Raw genomic sequence first — 21,538 nt, 5'->3', positions numbered from 1 at the left:
GGCGTATACCGCAGAGGTTCGGAATGAGAGCGAGTATGCTATTCCCGAGTAAATGAGTCAACTATTAGACCAAGTAAAACAGTCGGGATTAGCGAAAAGTGCGGGCTGCATCATAGCAAAAGTGCGGCGCAATGGCACGCGCCAGACCTCCATGCGGCCTAGCCGACCTTGTCTTCGCGACGATCCTTGACGCAATCGAAAACCTCGTCGCGCAGCTCGGGCAATTCTTTGGCACAGTAATCACTGCCGAGCCTGCCGAGCGCGTCGCACATGCCTTCCAGACGACCGTCGACCGCCTGCAGATGGTCAAGCAGTTGCCCAATGGCGCGAGCGACCGGGTCCGGCATATCGGCGCTCACGCCGTACGCATCGAAGCCAAGCTTTTCAGCCATAGCCTTGCGCTTGGCTTCTGCTTCGTCGTCCGACTTGACGATTATGCGCCCCGGAATACCGACGGCAGTCGCGCCCGCTGGCACCGCTTTGGTCACCACGGCGTTGGAGCCGATCTTGGCACCCGCCCCCACCGTGAACGGCCCGAGCACTTTCGCACCCGCCCCCACGACCACACCGTCCTCCAGCGTCGGGTGACGCTTGCCGGCATTCCAGCTGGTGCCGCCCAGGGTCACGCCCTGATAAAGCGTTACGTCATTGCCGATCTCGGCGGTTTCGCCGATAACAATGCCCATGCCATGGTCAATGAAAAAACGGCGGCCGATGCGCGCGCCCGGATGGATTTCGATACCGGTCATCCAGCGACCGAAGTTCGACACCACCCGCGCAGGCCACTTCCAGCCGTTACGCCACAGGATATGCCCGAAGCGGTGCAGCCAGATGGCATGCATGCCCGGATAGCAGGTCAGGACCTCAAAGGCATTGCGTGCAGCAGGATCGCGATGGAACACGCTTTGAATGTCTTCTCGCAGACGCTCGAACATTACTGATCCTTCCGCTTGTAGGGTTCACCGCGTGCGGCTTTCTGGGTTTCGGTAAGCACGCCACGCAGGATGCTCAACTCGGATCGCTCGACTTCGCTGCGCCCGTAAAGCCTGCGCAATCGCGCCATCAGATGGCGTGGCTTTTCCGGATCAAGGAAGCCGATGGCCACAAGCGTGGCTTCAAGATGCGCGTAGAAACCTTCCATCTCATCCATCGTCGCCAGCTCTGCATTATGTGCCGAGACGGCTCGCGGCACTTCGCGCTGTTCCGACTGCGCAGAAACCGCCAGCCAGGCCATGCGCACCTCATAACTGAGCACCTGTACGGCAGCCGCCAGATTGAGGGAGCTGAACGCCGGGTCAGACGGGATATGCACATGAAAGTGACAGCGCTGCAGCTCTTCATTGGTAAGGCCCGCATGCTCGCGCCCGAACACCAGCGCCACTTCGGCGCCCTTACCGGCCTGCTCGACGACCTTTTCACCCGAAGCACGCGGATCAAGCAAGGGCCACGGCAGGCTTCGGTCCCGCGCACTGGTACCCAGCACCAGACGGCAGCCGACCAGCGCCTCTTCAAGGGTCGCGACAACCTGCGCGCACTCCAGAATGTCGGTGGCGCCAGAGGCGCGTGCATCGGCGTCGGGCGAAGGAAAGATCCTTGGATCGACCAGCACCAGACGCGACAGGCCCATGTTTTTCATGGCGCGAGCGGCCCCGCCGATATTTCCGGGGTGGGTAGTGCCGACCAGGACAACACGAATGTTCTGCAACAAAGCGAACGCTCACTGACACTAATTAGGGGGGCAAATCTTACAGAAACGGTTCGACTTGCGCCATGAAGCTGTGCGGGCCGGAAGATCGGCCCTAACCGCTCTCGCCTGGAAAAAACCCACACGAACCCGACAACCGTAACAACGCAAGGCTGGAAATAATTCGAATCAGCCCATAGAATGCCCGGCTCTCTTTAACAACCTTAGGTGAATTGTCCATGCAGCCCATGCTGAATATCGCGCTGCGCGCCGCCCGCAGCGCCAGCGAATTGATTTTCCGCTCCATCGAGCGCTTGGATACCATCAAGGTTGACGAAAAAGAAGCCAAAGACTACGTCACAGAGATCGACCGCGCCGCCGAGCAGAGCATCATCACTGCGCTGCGCAAGGCCTACCCGACTCACGGAATCCTTGGCGAAGAAAGCGGCCTGCACAAAGGCAGCGGCGAAGGCACCGACTACCTGTGGATCATCGACCCGCTGGACGGCACTACCAACTTCGTTCGCGGCATCCCGCACTTTGCTGTCAGCATCGCCTGCAAATACCGCGGTCGCCTTGAGCACGCCGTCGTTCTCGACCCGGTCCGCCAGGAAGAATTCACCGCCAGCCGTGGTCGCGGCGCAGCCCTGAACGGCCGTCGCCTGCGTGTCAGCCAGCGCAAGAGCCTCGAAGGCGCACTGCTCGGCACCGGCTTCCCATTCCGTGACAACCAGATGGACAACATCGAAAACTACCTGGGCATGTTCCGCAGTCTGGTCGGCCAGACCGCCGGCATCCGACGCGCAGGCGCCGCAAGCCTTGACCTGGCCTATGTAGCTGCCGGCCGTTTCGATGCGTTCTGGGAGTCAGGCCTGTCTGAATGGGACATGGCGGCAGGCGCTTTGCTGATTCAGGAAGCAGGCGGCCTGGTCAGCGACTTCACTGGCGGTCATGACTTCCTGGAAAAAGGCCATGTCGTTGCCGGTAACACCAAATGCTTCAAGGCCGTGCTGACTGCAATTGCACCGCACCTGCCGGCTTCACTCAAGCGTTAAGCTGCAGGCATAAAAAAACCGGCGAAAGCCGGTTTTTTTATGTCTTGCAGAAGCTCAGCGGCTGGCGTTATTGCGCCTGACCCAATATCAGCTGACCATTCTTGTCGACTGGAATCTGGCTGCCCGGATCACGCTCCATCCGAACCTGACCCACTTTCTCGTTCAACTTGTATTTGACGTTGTAGCCCACAACCTTGTCGCTCACATCGTTGACCGTTGTGCAGCGGTTTTGCGTAGTGGTGTAGGTATCACGTTCTTGCATGCCTTCCTGAACCTTGTTGCCCGCATAACCACCGCCTACCGCACCGGCGACTGTTGCGATTTTCTTGCCGTTACCACCACCGATCTGGTTGCCGAGCAAGCCACCGGCTACCGCGCCGATAACGCTACCTACGATCTGGTGCTGGTCCTTGACCGGCGCCTGACGGGTAACGGTTACGTCCTTGCAAACTTCACGGGGGGTTTTGATCTGCTGATTGATCGGCTCTACCGCCAATACATCCGCATACTCAGGACCACCCTTGACCAAGCTATAGGTGGCAACGGCGCCGCCAGCAGTCACGACAGCAGCACCTAACACAGCACCAACAAGCATAGACTTGTTCACTTGAACCTCCTGACCAATCGAAACGCAGCATGGCTGCGCAATGCCTAGCCTTGGAGCATAAAAAAAGGCGCGAGTTCAGCACTCGCGCCTTTTTTATGACGGTCGGATCTACGGAAGATCGTCAGCCTTCTCGACGACCACGGGCGGGATCAGATCCTCGGTGGTCAGATTCAGCCAGATCAGCACCACGTTGGCGATGTAGATGGACGAGTAAGTACCCGCCAGCACACCGATGAACAACGCAATGGAGAAGCCTTCCAGGCTGTCACCACCAAACGCCCACAATGCGGCGATTGCCAACAGGGTCGAAACCGAGGTTGCAATGGTGCGCAGGAGTGTCTGCGTGGTGGAAATGTTGATGTTCTCGATCAGCGAAGCCTTGCGCAGCAGGCGGAAGTTTTCGCGTACCCGGTCAAAGACCACGATAGTGTCGTTCAGCGAGTAACCGATGATCGCCAGTACCGCCGCCAGCACGGTCAGGTCGAAGGTGATCTGGAAGAACGACAGGATGCCCATCGTCACCACCACGTCGTGGATCAGCGAGATGATCGCCCCGACCGCGAATTTCCACTGGAAGCGGAACGCCAGGTAGATCAGAACGCCGCCCAGCGCCATCAGCATGCCGAGGCCGCCCTGATCGCGCAGCTCTTCACCGACCTGCGGGCCGACGAACTCGACGCGCTTGACCACGGCCGGGTTGTCGGCACCCGCCTTGCGCAGCGCGTCAGCAACCTGAGTACCCAGTTGCGGGTCTTCACCCGGCATGCGCACCAGCAAGTCAGTGGTGGCACCGAAGCTCTGTACAACGGCTTCGTGATAGCCCGCCGAAACCAGCTCCTGGCGAACCTTGCCCAGATCGGCCGGACGCTCGTAGGTCAGCTCAATGAGCGTACCGCCGGTGAAGTCCAGACCAAAGTTGAGCCCTTTATGGAACCAGCTGAACAACGCCAGTGCGGTAAGGAGCATCGTGATGGCGAACGCAACATTGCGAACGCCCATGAAGTTGATGGTACGTAACATGGCAGCCCCTTAAATCCACAACTTCTTGAAGTCACGACCGCCGTAGATCAGGTTGACCATAGCGCGGGTCACCATGATGGCCGTGAACATCGAGGTAAAGATCCCGAGCGACATGGTCACCGCAAACCCTTTGACCGGGCCGGTGCCCATCGCAAAGAGAATGCCGCCGACCAGCAGCGTCGTCAGGTTGGCGTCGAGGATCGCCGTGTAGGCACGATCGAAACCTTCGTTGATAGCACGCTGAACCGTCATGCCGTTGGCGATCTCTTCACGAATCCGCGAGAAGATCAGTACGTTCGCATCCACCGCCATACCCATCGTCAACACGATACCGGCAATACCCGGCAGGGTCAGTGTCGCACCCAGCAAGGACATCAGCGCCAGCAGCATGACCATGTTCAAGGCCAGGGCAACGGTCGCGATCAGACCGAAGAAGCGGTAGATCGCCATGATGAACAGCGAAACGAACAGCATGCCCCACAGGGAAGCGTCGATACCCTTGGTGATGTTGTCGGCGCCCAGGCTCGGGCCAATGGTGCGCTCTTCAGCGAAGTACATCGGTGCCGCCAGACCACCGGCACGCAACAGCAGCGCCAGCTCGGAAGACTCGCCCTGACCGTTCAGACCGGTGATTCGGAACTGGCTGCCCAGTGGCGACTGGATGGTCGCCAGACTGATGATCTTCTTTTCTTCCTTGAAGGTCTGAACAGGCACGTCTTTCTCGACGCCGTTGACCATTTGTCTGGTGTAGGTAGTAGTCGGACGCTGCTCGATGAAAATCACCGCCATGCTGCGCCCCACATTACTGCGGGTTGCGCGACTCATCAGCTCGCCACCGTGGCCATCAAGGTTGATGTTCACTTGTGGACGGCCATGCTCGTCGAAACTGGCCTTGGCGTCAGTCACCTGATCGCCGGTAATGATCAGACCACGCTCCACCGCTGCTGCCGGACGTCCGCCTTCGCGGAACTCGAACATTTCGGTGGTGCCTTTCGAGTCATCCGGGCCTGCGCCCAGACGGAATTCGAGGTTGGCAGTCTTGCCCAGAATACGCTTGGCTTCCGCAGTGTCCTGTACACCCGGCAGCTCGACCACGATGCGGTTGGCACCCTGACGCTGGACCAGCGGTTCGGCAACACCCAGCTCGTTGACCCGGTTACGTACGGTGGTCAGGTTCTGCTTGATCGAGTATTCGCGAATCTCGGCCAGTTTGGCCGGAGTCAACGCCATGCGCAGTACGGGAATCCCGTTCAGCTCGGCAGGCGTGATTTCGAAATCGGTGAAGGTCTTGCGCACCAGCGCACGAGCCTGCTCGCGCTCTGTATCATCGGAAAAGCCCAGCTGAATCACATTGCCCAGCTGCGGCAAACTGCGATAGCGCACCTTCTCCTTGCGCAACAGCGATTTGACTTCGCCTTCGTAAACCTTCAGACGCGCATCGATCGCCTTGTCCATGTCGACTTCCAGCAGGAAGTGCACACCACCGGACAGGTCGAGACCGAGCTTCATCGGGCTTGCGCCCAGGTTACGCAACCAGGTCGGCGTGGTACGCGCCAGGTTCAGTGCAACGACATAGTCATCACCCAACGCCTTGCGCACGACATCCTTGGCCGGCAACTGGTCTTCCTGCTTGCTCAGACGCAACAAACCGCCCTTGCCATTCTCGGCCAGAGAAGAAGCCTTGACCGAGATGCCGGCATCGGCAAGCGCCTTGGCTGCACGATCGACATCTGCCTGATTGACTTGCAGCGCAGTGCTTGCACCGCTGATCTGAATGGCAGAATCATCAGGGTAGAGATTGGGTGCGGAATAAATAAAACCGACCACCAGCACCGCCAGGATCAGTACGTATTTCCACAGAGGGTATTTGTTCAGCATCACGCCGCCCGCTTAAAACGCGGGGCGCCTTGCGCGCCCCGTCGATGGGTAAAAGTTGTTGCTCAGATCGCTTTCAGGGTGCCTTTTGGCAGAGTGGCCGCGATGGCGCCCTTCTGGATTTTCAGCTCAACGGTGTCAGACACTTCGATAACCACGAAGTCGTCGGTCACTTTATTGATCTTGCCCGCAATACCGCCGCTGGTGACAACTTCATCGCCTTTCTGCAGGTTGCCCAGCAGGTTTTTCTGCTCTTTGGCGCGCTTGGCCTGTGGACGCCAGATCATCAGGTAGAAGATGACCAGGAAGCCGACCAGAAAGATCCACTCGAAACCACTGCCCGCAAGACCGGCAGCCGGTGCAGCAGCATCCGCAAAAGCGGGAGAGATGAAAAAGCTCATTTGTCGCTCCAGTTACATAATTAGTATAAAAAGCAGGAAAAACTCGTTCTGTTTCAACCCAGAGGCGGCGTTGGAAGGCCGCGTTTGGCATAGAAGGCATCGACGAAGGCGGCCAATGTACCCTGTTGAATAGCCTCGCGCAAACCAGCCATAAGCAGCTGGTAGTGCCGCAAATTGTGGATCGTATTAAGCATGCTCCCCAGCATTTCGCCGCACTTGTCCAGGTGATGCAGATAAGCGCGCGAGAAGTTCTTGCAGGTGTAGCAGTCGCAGGTCGGATCCAGCGGCGAATTGTCATGACGATGGAACGCGTTGCGGATTTTCAGCACACCGGTATCGGTGAACAGATGACCGTTGCGGGCATTGCGGGTCGGCATCACGCAGTCGAACATGTCAACACCGCGGCGCACACCTTCGACCAGATCCTCCGGTTTGCCTACACCCATCAAGTAACGAGGTTTGTCTGCTGGCATAAGGCCCGGCAGGTAGTCCAGCACTTTGATCATCTCGTGCTTGGGCTCGCCCACCGACAGCCCGCCGATCGCCAGGCCATCAAAGCCGATCTCATCCAGGCCTTCCAGCGAACGCTTGCGCAGGTTCTCGTGCATGCCGCCCTGAACAATGCCGAACAGTGCGGCCGTGTTTTCGCCATGCGCAACCTTGGAGCGCCTGGCCCAGCGCAGCGACAGCTCCATGGAGATACGCGCCACGTCCTCATCAGCCGGATAAGGCGTACATTCGTCGAAGATCATCACGACGTCAGAGCCCAGATCACGCTGGACCTGCATCGACTCTTCAGGCCCCATGAACACCTTGGCACCATCGACCGGCGAAGCGAAGGTCACGCCCTCCTCCTTGATCTTGCGCATGGCACCCAGGCTGAACACCTGAAAACCGCCGGAGTCGGTCAGAATCGGCCCCTGCCATTGCATGAAATCGTGCAGATCGCCGTGGCCCTTGATGACTTCGGTGCCGGGACGCAGCCACAGGTGAAAGGTGTTACCCAGAATCATCTGCGCACCCGTGGCCTCGATATCACGCGGCAGCATGCCCTTGACCGTGCCATAGGTACCCACCGGCATGAAGGCCGGAGTTTCCACTACACCACGCGGAAAGGTCAGACGACCGCGACGGGCCTTGCCGTCGGTGGCCAGCAATTCGAAAGACATACGACAGGTGCGACTCATGCGTGATCCTCTGGTGCCGATTCCTGAGGGGCCGTCGGCGCGGGATTGCGGGTGATGAACATCGCATCACCGTAACTGAAGAAGCGGTAGCCGTGCTCGATGGCCGCCGCGTAGGCCGCCATCGTCTCGGGATAACCGGCGAACGCCGAAACCAGCATCAACAGCGTGGATTCAGGCAGATGGAAATTGGTTACCAGGGCATCGACCACATGAAACGGCCGGCCTGGGTAGATAAAGATGTCGGTGTCGCCGCTGAACGGCTTCAACTGACCGTCGCGCGCCGCACTCTCCAGCGAGCGTACGCTGGTGGTCCCGATGGCAATCACACGCCCGCCTCGCGCGCGGCATGCTGCCACCGCATCCACCACGTCCTGGCTGACCTCCAGCCATTCGCTGTGCATGTGGTGATCTTCGATCTGCTCGACGCGCACCGGCTGGAAAGTACCCGCGCCAACGTGCAGCGTGACGAACGCGGTTTCAACGCCCTTGGCGGCAATCGCTTCCATCAGCGGCTGATCGAAATGCAGACCGGCGGTCGGTGCAGCCACAGCACCTGCGCGCTGGGCGTAAACGGTCTGATAGCGTTCGCGGTCCGCACTTTCGTCCGGGCGGTCTATATAAGGAGGCAACGGCATATGGCCGACACGCTCCAGCAACGGCAGCACTTCTTCGGCGAAGCGCAGTTCGAACAGCGCGTCATGCCGCGCCACCATCTCGGCCTCCCCGCCGCCGTCGATCAGAATCGACGAGCCCGGCTTGGGCGACTTGCTGGAACGCACATGCGCCAGTACCCGATGGCTGTCCAGCACGCGCTCGACCAGAATCTCCAGCTTGCCGCCGGACGCCTTCTGCCCGAACAGTCGAGCGGGAATGACGCGGGTATTGTTGAACACCATCAAGTCGCCCGAGCGCAAATGCTCAAGCAAATCAGCGAATTGACGATGTGCCAGCGCGCCAGTCGGCCCATCGAGGGTCAACAGACGACTGCTACGACGCTCGGCCAGCGGATGGCGAGCAATCAGGGAATCGGGGAGTTCGAAAGTAAAGTCAGCGACGCGCATGATCGGGTTCGTTTAGCAGGGCCGGGAAGTTTATCCGGTTTGGCAGCATTAGTAAAAAACCTGCGTAAATCGCTGTTGACCAACGGAAAACTCATCCTTATACTTCGCCGCCATTGAGCCCTGATGGCGGAATTGGTAGACGCGGCGGATTCAAAATCCGTTTTCGAAAGAAGTGGGAGTTCGATTCTCCCTCGGGGCACCATTTGCAGTACATAGACGACTACCAGCGTCTACGCAACACCCCTAGAGCCCGCTAAATGCGGGCTTTTTGGTCTCTGGGGTTCCACCTCCGTCCCTTGCAAGCCAGCCTCTTTTTGGTACATTTTCTGTACATATTCCAGTTCGAGAACCGGAGGTGTACAGCGATGCCATTGACCGCCTTGCAAATCAAAGCGTCCAAGCCTGCCGACAGACCGTTCACGCTGAGTGATAGTTCGGGTCTTGCCCAACTGGTGAAACCCAACGGCAGCAAGTATTGGCACTTCCGGTACACGTATCAGGGTCGGGCGGCGCGCATGTCACTGGGCGTGTATCCGCATATCTCCTTGCAGGAAGCCCGTGAACGAGCTGCGGAATGCCGCAACCTACTCAAGCAAGGCACCAACCCCGGCGCCAAACGCCGCGATGACAAGCTGCGACAGCAGGAGGCCGGGCTCAACACCTTCAGGCGAGCCGCGGAGTACTGGTACCAATTCAAATCGGACTCCGGCCGCAGCAGCGCGACGCTGAAGAAGATCCGCGACTATCTCGATAAGGATCTACTGCCCGCTCTCGGCGAGAAGCAACTGGAGCTCATCACGCGAAGCGACTGCGCAAAACTGCAGGCCTGCATAGAAAAACGAGGCGCCTTCAATGTTGCGGACAAGACCCGGACCTGGCTGAAACAGACTTTCAGTCAAGCCATTGCACGCGGCCTGTGCGAACACAATCCAGCCTCCGAACTCCATGCCATTGCGATCGCCCCACCGCCCACTCAACACTACCCACATCTGCACGAACACGAACTACCTGAGTTTCTCCGGTCCTTAAGCAAGACCACCAGCCGGCTACCAGCGAGGATTGCATCATGGATGACAATTCTGACGGCGAGCCGCCCCGGCATGGTTCGCTACGCAAAATGGGAGGAAATCGATTTTGAGGAAGGGATTTGGACCATCCCGGCCGCCCGCATGAAAATGCGCAGAGACTACGTTAGCCCTCTACCTCATCAATTGATCGCCATGCTTACCAAACTGAACCAAAGCACTGGCCGCAGTCGGTATCTATTCCCAGGCAATGGTGAAAAGCAGCCAGTCATCAGTGAAAACACGATCAACTTGGTGTTCGCCGAGATCGGCTATAAAGGACGACTCGTCAGCCATGGCACTCGTCATACCGCAAGCACGCTGCTGCGCGAACATGGCTGGCTGAAGGACCATGTCGAAAGCCAACTGGCTCACGTCGAGGGCGGCATCTCTGGTGAGTACAATCAAGCCCTATACTTGCCGCAACGTCGGATCATGATGCAGTGGTATGCGGACTATCTCGACGCCCTCAAACTAGGCATTACTGCCAGCCTTCGCGATCAATTTGATACTCGCGTTAATCAGTTTCTCGCACGCCCTTCTGCATCGCCTCTAACAACATCCCACGCACGCATAGATGATAAGTTTTCTATCGAAACAGACTAAGCTGAGACACCGCGATCACGCGATGCCTCACGAATTCGGCCCGGTCGGCGTCAACATCATCGCCTTGTAAAACAACCGTGGCGCATTTCAACACTGCTTAAGCCTGTTAGATCTCCGTAGCCCAGCTTTCCACGCGGGTCCATCCAAGCAGGGCTGCAAAGCCGCCCTGCTTGGATGGACCTCACTTAAAAAATCTAAAGCCCACACAACCGTCTGGGGAAAAACACTGATTTCCACCGGAGTATAATTTCAGCCACAGCCGCAGAATCTCCATAAATTCGAACCTTGACCCGAATTATCCACAGGCGTAGAAAAGATCGGGCAAGGGCTGTCGTTGACAGCAACCCAGGTAGCAAGAACCTTTAAGGCTACGCCACAGCGTGGTGGTTCTCCCAAAGTGCGATTAGCGTCCGGCAGCTTGCACGGTCACTCACCGAGTGATGGATGCCAATTCCAGATCATTGCCATTGCGGCAAATACATCCCCCTCCCCCAACTGCCCTGCAGCAACCTATCCGCTTGGCCATTTCCTTGCGCCAACCTGCGCCCGTCTCTTTCTTCTGGAAAGAGACGGGCGCTCCTACCGCTGCTGCAGCCCAACTCTTACAAGGCTTTGCGGCATTTCCCCTCGTGACAATCGGCGTGACAAACACCGGAGTCACCAGCAACAGCGATGCAGATGATGGTGCCGCAGCCCATGGAATGGACTGCACCTGACTGACAGTCAGGCATACCCCAATCATCGCCTCACTGCCTTCACCTGACTCAGGATCTCGCGGCGCCGGTCTCGTCAGCCAGCGCAGCCTCCACCCTCCCACTTCTGCGGAAGTGTTCAGGAGGCCAGATCATGAGATGCCCAAGCTCCCGGTCGTAAAGAGCCGTCAGTCCCGCGTTAGTGGACAACCCTCACAGGTCGCAGGGACCTTGATCCCTGATAACACTCAACATTCTTGGCGGGATGACGTGGGGAAAGTTTTAAAAGTTTTGGCTTCGAGAGGAGTTTGATCATGGCATTGGTAGGTAGACAGGACGGACGCAATTTTGGATGGGGTCGGCAATTGAGCTATGCCGGGCCTCAGGCATTGAAAGACATGTTCGGCGGCGGACACTACGGCACGGTCAAGGCGCACAGTGACCGCTGGCAGGCGTTAGTGCGCTGGTGTCGGTCGGAGGATGGGCCGGGGTTTAACGATGCGCGAAAAATTGACCGGCAGACCTTGTTGGACTACGCCGGACATCTGCGCCAACAAGTTGAACAAGGTGAGCTGGCCATCGCCACTGCGCAAAACCGGTTGTCCAGTGTGAATCGCACCATGGCCGCGCTTCGCGGTGATCAGTATGTGAAAGTGCAGAGCCAGAGTAAGGCGCTGGGAATGCAGCGCACAACCGTGCGCACAGCAGCCCCGCAAGGCCAGGATCGTGAACAAGTTAAGCGGATCGTCGAGGCGCTTTACGAACACCAACTGCGGCGCGCGGCTGCAATCGTGCAGTTGGCCCGAGCTACCGGCATGCGCTTACGCGAGGCCATCTTAGCCGACCTTCCGCGCCTAAAACGCGAAGCCGAACACTACGGCAAGATCAACATCCAGGATGGCACCAAAGGGGGCCGATCCGGCGCGTCGGCGCCACGTTGGATTGCTGTGGATGACCATATTCGTGACGCGCTTTGGTTCGTAAAACAGGTGTCGCCTACGGGTAGCCGCAACCTGCTTGCACCGAACGAAAGCCACCTCGATTTCTTGCAGGGAATCGTCTGCCCCGCACGGGACATCATCCATAAGCACGACCTCAAAGGCTTCCACGAATTGCGGGCAGCCTATGCTTGCGAACGCTATGAGCAAATCACCCACCATCCCGCCCCCATCAACGGAGGCCATTGCTATCAACTCGACCGACGTCTCGATCAGGAAGCCCGAGTACAAATCAGCTATGAGCTGGGGCACAACCGTATCGTCGTGGTGGCCGCTTACATTGGTGGTCCCACATGAGCACGGCATTCGATATGGATTTGTTCCTGGCGGGCGTCCTGACCGGTTCGCATACCACGCGCCAACGCCACCTGCGTCAGGCGAAGGCCATCCAAACAGCGATCACTGAGCGCTGGTAACGCGACAATCCATGGACTTGGCAGAGAAAACACCTTGCGTGGTTTTTGAATCACCAGCTAAACCAGCACACTGAATCGACGCGCTATTACTATTTGCTGACCATGCAATTACTCACTCATCGCTTAGGAAAATCCTGGCAGTTCAACCTTTAAACGAAGGTCAGAAAACGGGGCCATAAGCAACCATTCGTGATTGGCGGTTTTCGACCGATTCTGTTGAAAAAGTCGGCCCTTGTTTCCACGGTAGAAAAGTACGCGCTAGAGCTTAAAATCTTTGCCTTGAGCAGTGGATTCCGGGTTCAGATTTCGCGTAGCAGCGCGCAAAAAAGGTGTTTTCAGCGGTCAGTATCCGGGCCGTCTGAAAGAATCGACTTTTTCAACAGAATCGACCCAAGGCAGCCGATTGAATACTTACGGCACACCCACGGATAGCCAGCAACTGATGAAATCGGTAAATGGCGATATTTATATCGTCCATGATTTCATCATCCTACTCTTCGATGATTCCCAACTCGGCTTTCAGCTTGCCGAATTGCGTGCCATGACGATCCACGCCGCGCCGTCGATCATCACCGACCGCTCGCCGGGAAGGCTGGCGAAAGCGCCACGAACCGCCGCCGAGGCGCGGGCGCGGATGTCGTCGGGCTGATCGGCGAGCGCAAGCGACAGCGGGCCGCCCTCGAACGCCATCTTCACCGCGCCATCGATCGCCGCGTCTCGCGTCCCGCCCTCACCGAACGGGATACAAGCATCGAAGGGCGCGATAGCGATATCGGTGAAGCCGGCCGCTGTCAGGATGCGCGTCACCCGTCCCCGGTCGCCGAACGAGAACGGGCCGGGCGCTTCGGGACCGGGCGGCGCGGGTAGCGGGACGATGTCCTTGATCGCGCCCATCGGCAGGCGCAGCCAATCGTTCTCGGCCACGCCGCGCCAGCAGACGAAAGCGACCCGCCCGCCCGGCCACAGCGCACGCCGCATATGGGCAAACGCCCCAGTCGGATCGTCGAAGAACATCACCCCGAAACGCGAGAACAGGATGTCGAACGCGCCCTCGGGCAGCTCGGCGCTGCTGGCGTCGGCCACCCGGAACAGGGCCGGCGTATCCTTCGGCGCAAGCGCACGCGCTCGGCAGATCAACGGTTCGGATATGTCCACGCCTAGCACATGGCCGCCCGCGCCGCAGCCGACGTCCAGAACGCGTTCGCCCGTCGCGGGCGCGGCGGCTTCTATCGCGGCCTGGCCGAACACCGCGAACATGGCGTCGAGCCGGGCCTGGTTGGCGGCCCAGTACTCTCCACTTTGGCCATTCCAGTCGGCTACCTGATAGGCATTTTGCTCTGTCATGACATCTCCTCGTTTTGATTCGCTCTTAACTAGGCCGTGCAAAAGCCGGGAACGGCGACCTTCTGGAACAGGTGCGGGCTGCCTACGACGGATGACGGATAGGCCGAAAGCTTCGCGACGAACTCGGGATGGGTGAGGCCGGCGCGGACCGTCTCGGTGGATTCCCATACCACATAGTTCAGGTAAGTCGGGCTATCGCCGATCGCTCGATGCAGTTGCATGGAAATGAAGCCCGGTTGCTTCGTTATGATCTCGGCAGCCGCCTTGAAAGCGTCCAGGAAGCCCGCTTCGTCGGCGTAATCGAGCGTGAAGAGGTTGATGAGCACGACTGGCGCGGCCGCGATGCCGAGTTGGCGCTCAAGCGGGAATTTATCGTCTAGCGGTTTGAATTTACGGTCTTGCGGCTTTTGGTCGGCCATGGTTGCGCTCCTGTCTATTGTGAAATTGAAACTGGCGTGATCGATGCTGCTTCGAAGCAACATTCAGAAACCAGCAACCACCGAAGAAGGGAACCTGTGCTCTCAAACCAACATCGACTGCTGGGCGGAGATACCCGCCGTCGCGCCTTGCCATGATGCCGTGGTGACCGAGGGCATGAGGGGATTGGCGAGGTCGCCGGCGGCGTAGACGCCGGGCATGCTGGTTTCGCGGCGCTCGTCGACCTTGAGGGCGATGCCCAGGGGTGTATCGACCGTGGCGAGGCCCAGCGATTCATGCAGGCTTGCGGACGGCTTGTTGCGCGGATGCGCGAACAGAATGTCGACCGCGACAGGGGGGCCGGCGTCGAGCCTGACGGTGGTGTTATGGCTCTCGTCATGGTCGATTTCGGTGATCCGGCCATCGACGACAGGGATGCCGCGGCGCGCCAGATCGGCCCGGATGTCGGGTGGAATGTCGTGACCATTGGCGAAGACCGTCAATGTGTCGGTCCAGTCGTGGTATAGCCTGACGTAGTTGTGCGACGGCGGGCCGGACCAGACGAGGCCCCAATGCCTGCCGGCAACTTCAAAGCCGTCGCAATAGGGGCAGGGCACGATGGAGGTGCCCCAGCCTTCGGCAAAGCCGGGAACTTCAGGCATCTGATCGGCGACGCCATAGCTCAGGATCAGGCGGCGCGCCTTGAGGCTTTCGCCATCGCCAGTGAGGACGGAGAAATCGTCGATGGCGCCGGAGATACTCTCTGCCCGGGCAGTGACCAGCCTGACCGTGGGATAGCGCGCCAGCTGCTGCCGCGCCTCGGCCAGGATCTCCAGCGGTGGCTTGTGGTCGTGGCCGAGCAGGCCATGCGAGTGGTCGGCGAAGCGATTGCGCGGCAGGCCGGTATCGAGAACGGTGACCTTTCGGCGGGCACGGCCAAGCTGCAGGGCGGCGGCAAGCCCGGCAAAGCTGCCGCCGATGATGATGACGTCATTCATGGTGATGGGCTCCGTGCTGTGGATAAAGGAGATTGGCTTGCAGCTTTAAGATACTTTGAAGTACCCTAATTCAAGAATTAGAATACTGTCAAGTACTGGAATTTTTTATGAGCGAAAACAGTCAAGGCCGGCGCGGCCGGCCCGCCAACGAGGCGCTTGGCCAAACGATAGCCGACGCCGCGTGCGAACTTTTTGTGGAATTGGGTTTTCAAGCGACGACAATGGACAAGGTCGCCCAGCGGGCGAAGATATCCAAGCTAAGCATCTATCGGCACTTCGAGAACAAGGAGGCGCTGTTCAGCGCAGCCATCGCGGCCCACTGCCAGCAGTTTGCACCACAAGCCCTTTTTGAAGGCGTCGGCGGTTCGGCCGAAGATCAGCTCATGGCGGTGGGATCAACCCTGCTTCGCACGCTGTTGAGCCCGGACGTGCGGAGTGTCGAAGCCATGATCATGGCCGACAAGACGAATCAAAAGTCGTTAAGCAAGCGCCAATACGAAGCCGGCCCCGCCTATGTCATCGCCCAAATCGAGGCCCTGTTGCGTCAGTTGCACGCGAAGGCGGTTCTGAACGTGCCCGATCCTCTCCAGTCCGCCCGCTTGTTTGCCGCGCTTTTCAAAGGATCCGATCTCCTGATTATCGCGCGCTTCGATGAGGCGAGAGCAGAGGACGACAACGAAATCGAATCCTATTGCCGGTCGGCCGTCGCCATGTTCATCGCCGCGCACGGCGGCACCGACCACGCTGGCGATTAGGAGCTTAATTGCCCCGGCCAGCCTGGCCAGCGCCCCTGCTGGCCAAGCTAGCGGCGGCGCGATCGCATCGGCATTCATAGGGGATGCGTTTCCGATGCAGTAGCCAAGAGTGCTCTTGCTTCCTGCAAGTGGTTGCGGAACCGGATGGCATAGTCCTCTGCAACTGCCGCCTGAATGCTGAAACGGCTGGCCAGCGCACGGCGCCAATCAGCCACTCGATTCAGTCCATCGAACAACTGATGATTGGGCTCGAATCCAAGTATGTCGAAGTAGCGAAAAACTGGAGCCACGGCGATGTCGACCATGCTGAGCCTCTCGCCGACGAAATAAGGGCCATCCAATATTTCACTGTCGAATCGCTCTAGCTTTCCTCTCAATGCTGCAGATTTGCCAAGGGCTGTCTGCTGGTCGGTGGCGTTCAAAAATCCCCATGCATCCGCCAGTGTGGCAGAGGCGAATTCGATCCATGCACGGTGTTGTGCTCGGATCAACGCATTCATTGGATGTAACGCAGGTTCCGGGTACACCCCCTCCAGGTATTCGCAAATGGCGACGCTCTCGAATAGAACGGACTCGCCTTCATTGCCGTCTGGAACCTTGAGCAGCGGAACCTTACCGCTTGGCGACATCGCCAGAAACCAGTCTGGCCTGTCGCGAAGATCGACATCGATACGCTGAAAGGTAATACCTTTTTCGAGTAACACGATGGCCACTCGCTGAACGAATGGGCATAACGGATGGCTGACGAGTGTGAACTGTGACTGTGGCATTGGAATAGACCCACTGAAGAATCAAAGCCCGCCGCCACGAGTGGGAGCGGGCCGTATAGAAGCTACGTCCGTGACTTCAAGAAAGCCTGAGTGGCAGGTTTTCCGTAAAAGCTCAGTAGACGCTCATACCGTTGGCAGCTAAAGCGAGCGGCCACCGTCAACGATGAGTTCCGAGCCCACCGTCCATCGTGACTCGTCTGACGCCAGGTACAGCACGGCCTTGGCCACTTCCTCAGGCGTACCAAACCGGCCGAACGGAATGGTCGCTGCGATATCATGGTTGAGCTGTTCGCGATAGGCATCGGGAATACCGAGCTTGTCGTAAAGTGGCGTATCTACCGGGCCAGGGCTGACTGCATTGACGCGAATACCACGCGGGAGCAGTTCGCTGGAAAGCGTTTTTGACATGTTCAGGAAAGCGGCCTTGGTCGCGCCATAGACTGATGAACGTGCGTCACCGAGGTGTGCACTGACCGAGGTGTTAAGAACCACTGACGCAGGGTTCGCGAAAACTGGCAGCAATGCCTGGATCAGAAAGTACGGCCCCTTGACGTTGATGTCGAAAGAGCGATCGAACATTTCCTCCGTCCACTCTTCGATCGGCAGCCAAACGGATACGCCTGCATTGAGAAAGGCAACATCGAGTTGGCCATAGTGAGTCTGAACGGCCTGCGCCAGTTCCTTCTGCGCATTGATGCTGGCCGAGTCAGCACGCAGTACCAGTACTTCGCTTCCCAATTCAGTCTGAGCCTTTGTGATGGACTCCGGATTGACTCCGGTAACGATCACGCGCGCGCCTTCGGCGAGGAACTGCTTGGCCGTTTCCAGGCCAATTCCGCTGGTGCCGCCGGTGATGAGAGTGCGTTTGCCTTGCAATCGGGACATGTCAGTTTCCTTTTCGGTTTTTCACGGTCAGTCGATGTACTGACCTGCCTGACGGAAACTATGTATTCATACCTTCAGATTGATAAGATGGGATTTTCGAATAATTTTCATGCTTTTATTGCATGAATCAGAGGCTTGGATGGACCGACTATTGCTGATGACCTGCTTTGTTCGCGCTGTCGAGACAGGAAGCTTCTCGGCTGCGGGGCGTGACCTGGGGCTGGGACAGCCTAATGTCAGCCGCTATGTGGCGGCGCTGGAAAACCATTTGCAAACCAGGCTGCTTCACCGATCCACACGTAAGCTTGCCCTCACCCCGGAGGGAGAACGCTATTACGCAGATGCCCGGCGCATTCTCGATGCCGTGGAAGAATCGGAGTCGTCTTTCAGGGAGAACGTCGCCCCGTCCGGATTGTTGCGAGTCGCCTGTCCGACCGCGCTGGCCCATGCATTCGTGGTGCCGCATGTGTCCACATTTCTGGAGCGCTATCCAGAGCTGACGCTCGACCTGCAGATCAATGATCGCTATGTGAATCTGGTCGACGAAGGGGCTGAACTGGCGATCCGTATCGGACATCTGGAAGACAGCACAATGCGAGCCCGGCCGCTAGGCTGGTTCGAGCGTGTATGCGTTGGCAGCAAGGGATACCTGGCCAAACGCGGAATCCCCACGACGCCCGATGATCTGAGAACGCACGATTGCCTGATCTACACCCTGCTGTCGACAGGCAGCACATGGCACTTTCGGGATATCGATGTGCCCGTTTCAGGCAGGCTTCGGGTCAACTCACCTGAGGCCATACGAGCGTATGTAAACGAAGGACTGGGAATCGCACAAGGGCCCGAATGGCTTTACGACGAAGGGCTGAAAAATGGCAATCTGCAGGTGTTGCTCAGGGACTACGCAGCTCCGGCGGTCCCCGTGCAAGTCATTTACGTTGCCGACCGACTCCTCCCCAAAAGGGCTATTGTATTCATGGATTTCATCGCCGAGGTGTTCGCAAAAAATCCTGCATTTAAGGACCCACCCAGACCCTCGTAATGGCAGTAGTCAGCTTGGCATGCTGATGAAGCCCGACTGATGATAAAAATTCATCAGGTGCCGTTCGGCATCTTCGGCAGACCAGGTAGTCTATCTTTGACCTGTTCGATAAAAATGTTATTTCAAGTTTCCCTCAGGTATCACCAAATTAAAAAAGACCTTGAGTTTCAAGGTCTTTTTTCCGTCTGATGGGAAGTGTTCTGATACAGTCGCCCTCTTCCCCTCCCCAGCTCCGTCACCCTGAAATAGGCTTGCCTCGTCTATCGGAAAGCGCAGGTATTTTGCTGACGAGCAATCAATGCGCCTTCGCAATCCCGAACTGCTCAAGCACCGGATCGACGTTATGATCGAACGCCTTTTGCGCCTTGTGCTTCTTCACCGCATCGACGATAGCGGAGATGCCGAAGCCCAGCGCCATCGCGCCGTCGATGGCCCAGCCAATGACGGGCACTGCAGCGCCCAGCGCCGCACCCGCCGCGAGCCCCGTGGCCTCGCCTGCGACCATACCGATGGCGCGGCCTGCGATCTGGCCGGCCATGCGGCCGAGTCCGGCGGATGCTTCACGCCCCATCAGTTTTGCCCCGGCATCAATGCCGCCCTTGATCGCCTCGCCGCCCAGTTTCGCGCTGTCGATGATGGTTTGTGCGGCACCGACCTTGTTACCCTGGGCGAGCATGTCGGACACCGACGCAAAGCCCATGACCGATTGAAGCGCGCGAGGCCCCATTTCCGCGGCGACCTGACTGACGATTGACGGGCCCTGGTTATCCTCGTTCTTGCCTTCCAGCAGCTTGCGACCCTTTTTCGAATCCTGAAGCTGGGTGACCGTGGCGTTCAGGTAGTCACTTTGCTGGCTCTGGGTAAAATCGCTGGGCAATACGCTGTCGTAAATCGCTTTCTGATCATCAGCCGATTGCAGCGATTCACCGGCGTCGGCTTTCTTTTGGCCGAGCAGTTGTTTCAGTGCGCCGCCTTCGCTGAAATTGCGAACGTACGAATCAGCGATCTTCGATTGAAGCTCGGGACGATTGCCGATGACCTGATCGGCAGTCGGCACATGGGTATCGGGAAACAGGTCTTTCTGTAACTGCAACTGAGCGGACAGGCCGCTGATGGCACCGCTGTAATCGGCATTCGGTTTGTGCTTGTCGACGGCCTTGTCAGCGGTCGCCATATCAGTCTGAAGCGCCTGACCGCTGTTGACGTTCTTCGCCTGTTCGGTCACTGCTTTTCGCAAAGCAGCGTCGCTGTTTACCAGCTTGCGCTCCTGATCAGGTATGGCCTTGTTCAGGTAAGCCTGCACGTCAGGGTCAGACTGCAGCGTTCTGATCCTGTCGTTCAGCTCCGACTCGGTTTTTTCGGTATTGCGCAATTGTCGCCCGGCAATGACGCTCTGCTGGGTTTGCTGCAGCTTGACCATGACTGCGGCTTTTTGCGCGCCACTGTAGGACTTGGACTTGTTGGGGTCGAACACATCCGCGTTGAGCTTGCTGATATCAATGCCTGACACCGCATTCAGCGTCGCGGCATCGCTGAGCATGCTGGCGAACTGGCCACCATTGGTGGGCGCACTGGTCTTGATCCATTCACTGAGGTTTTTGGCGTCGAATAACTGGTCGGGACTGTGCGCCGCCTTTTTGCGCCCCGACATTCCCGCCTCGTCAAGCTGACCGAGAAAGCCGGCTTGCGACCAGGTGCTGCAGGATTGCTTGAGTGTTCCCGACAGCCCCGGATTACCTTGCGCCAGCCCCTTGAGATCGTCGGCGCTGACGTTGCCATCGACCTTGTCTTTATCATTCTCATCGGCGGCATGGTGGGGGTCGGCAGCCCTGACCAGAGGCAAATTGGCCTGCATGACCGAAGCGTTACGAACCATTTCCAGCGACTGGGGATCAGCGTCAGGGTTGTTCTTGATGTAGTCAGCCAGATCGTCGTCGGCCTTGTCTGCGGCCTTTTCCATGTTTTTGGCAAACGCCTTGAGGTCCTTGTTTGTGATCTTGCCGTCGGCATTGCCGCCATCCTTGCCAACGTCCACGGCAGTCTTCAACGCAGGATTGGCATTGATAAACTCCATCGCTTTCGCGGCATTGGGGCCATCTTCACGGGCCATCCATGCTGCTGCGATAGGACGGTTCAGCTCCTTTTCAGCTTGCAGACGTTGCTCGGGCGGCAAGTGCGCGACCATCGGTTCCCAGCGTTTCAAGGCTTCGGGCGACGAGTATTCCGAATCGTCGAGAAACGCTGCATCTGCCGCCTTCGGCGCATTGGCCGGGTCGGATGCATCAGTGCCCTGCGCAGCCTCAGTGGGAGCGACGGGCGCAGCAGGCGCGACTTGAGCGGGCGTTTCGCCGCACGGCTGAGGCTGTGCCTGCGGGCCGGCAGTAACTGGCGTGTTTTCGCCACCGCCCTTCAACAGCAGGGCCAGGATCGATGACGCGGCTTGCTCGGTTCCGGCGGGTGTGCCTGCTGGATTTGCAGCCGACTGACCGAACTGTACTCCGGCTTGAGCACCTCCGGCTGGCGTCAGCAGGGCCTTTGCAAGCGGCGACTCACCAGCCAGTTCGCCAGGGTTGGGTTGATTCACGATACCGCTGAAGGGAGAACTGGAAATACGCATGGTAAGTTGCCATCCGAGAGTGAGCGATGGCAACTGTGTGGCTG

Annotated in this window: 19 protein-coding genes, 1 tRNA gene and 1 pseudogene; 7 read left to right on the top strand and 14 right to left on the bottom strand. The window is 58.4% G+C overall.

Translation table 11 applies throughout. The annotated features are described in order from the left end of the window. Positions 1-158: 158 nt before the first annotated feature. A complete protein-coding gene (gene cysE, locus MME58_RS06195) occupies positions 159-935 on the bottom strand; it encodes a serine O-acetyltransferase (RefSeq protein ID WP_055005294.1) in 777 nt (258 codons plus the stop codon). Next, positions 935-1,708: a tRNA (cytosine(32)/uridine(32)-2'-O)-methyltransferase TrmJ gene (trmJ, locus tag MME58_RS06190; RefSeq protein WP_054988601.1), complete on the bottom strand. Its 774-nt coding sequence runs from the start codon at positions 1,706-1,708 to the stop codon at positions 935-937. Before trmJ ends, cysE begins: the two co-directional genes overlap by 1 nt. 215 nt (positions 1,709-1,923) lie before the next feature. Between trmJ and suhB the strand changes: the two genes are divergently transcribed. Next, positions 1,924-2,739, top strand: a complete 816-nt coding sequence (gene suhB / locus MME58_RS06185; protein ID WP_055005293.1) for a type III secretion system regulator SuhB — start codon at positions 1,924-1,926, stop codon at positions 2,737-2,739. Positions 2,740-2,806: 67 nt separating this feature from the next. Here suhB and MME58_RS06180 read toward each other — a convergent pair whose 3' ends face one another. The 6 genes from MME58_RS06180 to queA all read right to left on the bottom strand — a co-directional run bounded on the left by MME58_RS06180 (position 2,807) and on the right by queA (position 8,890). Next, the gene (locus MME58_RS06180) at positions 2,807-3,346 is read right to left on the bottom strand and encodes a glycine zipper 2TM domain-containing protein (protein ID WP_002552471.1); all 540 of its coding nucleotides are present in this window, start codon (positions 3,344-3,346) and stop codon (positions 2,807-2,809) included. 108 nt (positions 3,347-3,454) lie between these two features. Next, positions 3,455-4,366, bottom strand: coding sequence for a protein translocase subunit SecF (gene secF / locus MME58_RS06175; RefSeq protein WP_054988599.1), 912 nt, complete (start codon positions 4,364-4,366; stop codon positions 3,455-3,457). A gap of 9 nt (positions 4,367-4,375) precedes the next feature. Continuing rightward, positions 4,376-6,244, bottom strand: coding sequence for a protein translocase subunit SecD (gene secD, locus MME58_RS06170; protein ID WP_054988598.1), 1,869 nt, complete (start codon positions 6,242-6,244; stop codon positions 4,376-4,378). Between the two features lie 62 nt (positions 6,245-6,306). Further along, entirely contained in the window at positions 6,307-6,642 is a 336-nt protein-coding gene (gene yajC, locus MME58_RS06165; RefSeq protein ID WP_055005292.1) for a preprotein translocase subunit YajC, read from the bottom strand. A gap of 53 nt (positions 6,643-6,695) precedes the next feature. Further along, positions 6,696-7,811 carry a tRNA guanosine(34) transglycosylase Tgt gene (gene tgt, locus MME58_RS06160; protein WP_122239191.1) on the bottom strand — a complete coding sequence of 372 codons (1,116 nt, stop codon included), beginning with the start codon at positions 7,809-7,811 and terminating at the stop codon, positions 6,696-6,698. 14 nt (positions 7,812-7,825) lie between these two features. Further along, on the bottom strand, positions 7,826-8,890 hold the full coding sequence (gene queA / locus MME58_RS06155; protein WP_055005291.1) for a tRNA preQ1(34) S-adenosylmethionine ribosyltransferase-isomerase QueA: 1,065 nt from the start codon (positions 8,888-8,890) through the stop codon (positions 7,826-7,828). A gap of 117 nt (positions 8,891-9,007) precedes the next feature. Between queA and MME58_RS06150 the strand changes: the two genes are divergently transcribed. The 4 genes and pseudogenes from MME58_RS06150 (at position 9,008) to MME58_RS06135 (ending at position 12,819) form a co-directional block, all read left to right on the top strand. Beyond that, positions 9,008-9,092: transfer RNA gene (locus MME58_RS06150), tRNA-Leu, on the top strand. A gap of 163 nt (positions 9,093-9,255) precedes the next feature. Next, complete coding sequence (locus MME58_RS06145; RefSeq protein WP_055005341.1) at positions 9,256-10,560, top strand: tyrosine-type recombinase/integrase; 1,305 nt, start codon at positions 9,256-9,258, stop codon at positions 10,558-10,560. A gap of 1,006 nt (positions 10,561-11,566) precedes the next feature. Continuing rightward, positions 11,567-12,547, top strand: coding sequence for an integrase domain-containing protein (locus MME58_RS06140; protein ID WP_054984087.1), 981 nt, complete (start codon positions 11,567-11,569; stop codon positions 12,545-12,547). Continuing rightward, positions 12,544-12,819: pseudogene (locus MME58_RS06135) on the top strand (hypothetical protein). Before MME58_RS06140 ends, MME58_RS06135 begins: the two are co-directional and overlap by 4 nt. A 366-nt stretch (positions 12,820-13,185) precedes the next feature. Here the strand turns inward: MME58_RS06135 and MME58_RS06130 are convergent. From MME58_RS06130 to MME58_RS06120, 3 genes are all read right to left on the bottom strand, one after another. Then, positions 13,186-14,010, bottom strand: coding sequence for a class I SAM-dependent methyltransferase (locus MME58_RS06130; RefSeq protein WP_054984085.1), 825 nt, complete (start codon positions 14,008-14,010; stop codon positions 13,186-13,188). A gap of 29 nt (positions 14,011-14,039) precedes the next feature. Continuing rightward, positions 14,040-14,429, bottom strand: a complete 390-nt coding sequence (locus tag MME58_RS06125) for an antibiotic biosynthesis monooxygenase family protein (protein ID WP_054984084.1) — start codon at positions 14,427-14,429, stop codon at positions 14,040-14,042. Positions 14,430-14,531: 102 nt separating this feature from the next. Continuing rightward, the gene (locus MME58_RS06120) at positions 14,532-15,425 is read right to left on the bottom strand and encodes an NAD(P)/FAD-dependent oxidoreductase (RefSeq protein WP_055005290.1); all 894 of its coding nucleotides are present in this window, start codon (positions 15,423-15,425) and stop codon (positions 14,532-14,534) included. A 107-nt stretch (positions 15,426-15,532) separates the two neighbouring features. Between MME58_RS06120 and MME58_RS06115 the strand changes: the two genes are divergently transcribed. Continuing rightward, positions 15,533-16,180 (top strand): TetR/AcrR family transcriptional regulator, encoded by a 648-nt coding sequence (locus MME58_RS06115; RefSeq protein ID WP_054984082.1) that lies wholly within the window; start codon positions 15,533-15,535, stop codon positions 16,178-16,180. A gap of 74 nt (positions 16,181-16,254) precedes the next feature. Here MME58_RS06115 and MME58_RS06110 read toward each other — a convergent pair whose 3' ends face one another. Beyond that, on the bottom strand, positions 16,255-16,950 hold the full coding sequence (locus MME58_RS06110; protein ID WP_054984081.1) for a glutathione S-transferase family protein: 696 nt from the start codon (positions 16,948-16,950) through the stop codon (positions 16,255-16,257). Between the two features lie 138 nt (positions 16,951-17,088). Next, positions 17,089-17,835, bottom strand: coding sequence for an SDR family oxidoreductase (locus tag MME58_RS06105; RefSeq protein WP_054984080.1), 747 nt, complete (start codon positions 17,833-17,835; stop codon positions 17,089-17,091). 139 nt (positions 17,836-17,974) lie between these two features. On the opposite strand from MME58_RS06105, the gene MME58_RS06100 reads away from it, so the two are divergent. Next, on the top strand, positions 17,975-18,877 hold the full coding sequence (locus MME58_RS06100) for a LysR family transcriptional regulator (protein WP_054984079.1): 903 nt from the start codon (positions 17,975-17,977) through the stop codon (positions 18,875-18,877). Positions 18,878-19,172: 295 nt separating this feature from the next. On the opposite strand, the gene MME58_RS06095 is transcribed toward MME58_RS06100, so the two are convergent. Beyond that, a complete protein-coding gene (locus tag MME58_RS06095) occupies positions 19,173-21,494 on the bottom strand; it encodes a type III effector HrpK domain-containing protein (RefSeq protein ID WP_055005289.1) in 2,322 nt (773 codons plus the stop codon). Positions 21,495-21,538: the final 44 nt, after the last annotated feature.

Origin of the sequence: Pseudomonas syringae pv. tagetis, from assembly GCF_022557255.1 — a bacterium.
GTDB classification, from domain to species: Bacteria; Pseudomonadota; Gammaproteobacteria; order Pseudomonadales; family Pseudomonadaceae; genus Aquipseudomonas; species Aquipseudomonas caricapapayae.
This window is presented reverse-complemented; position numbering and strand designations above follow the sequence as displayed.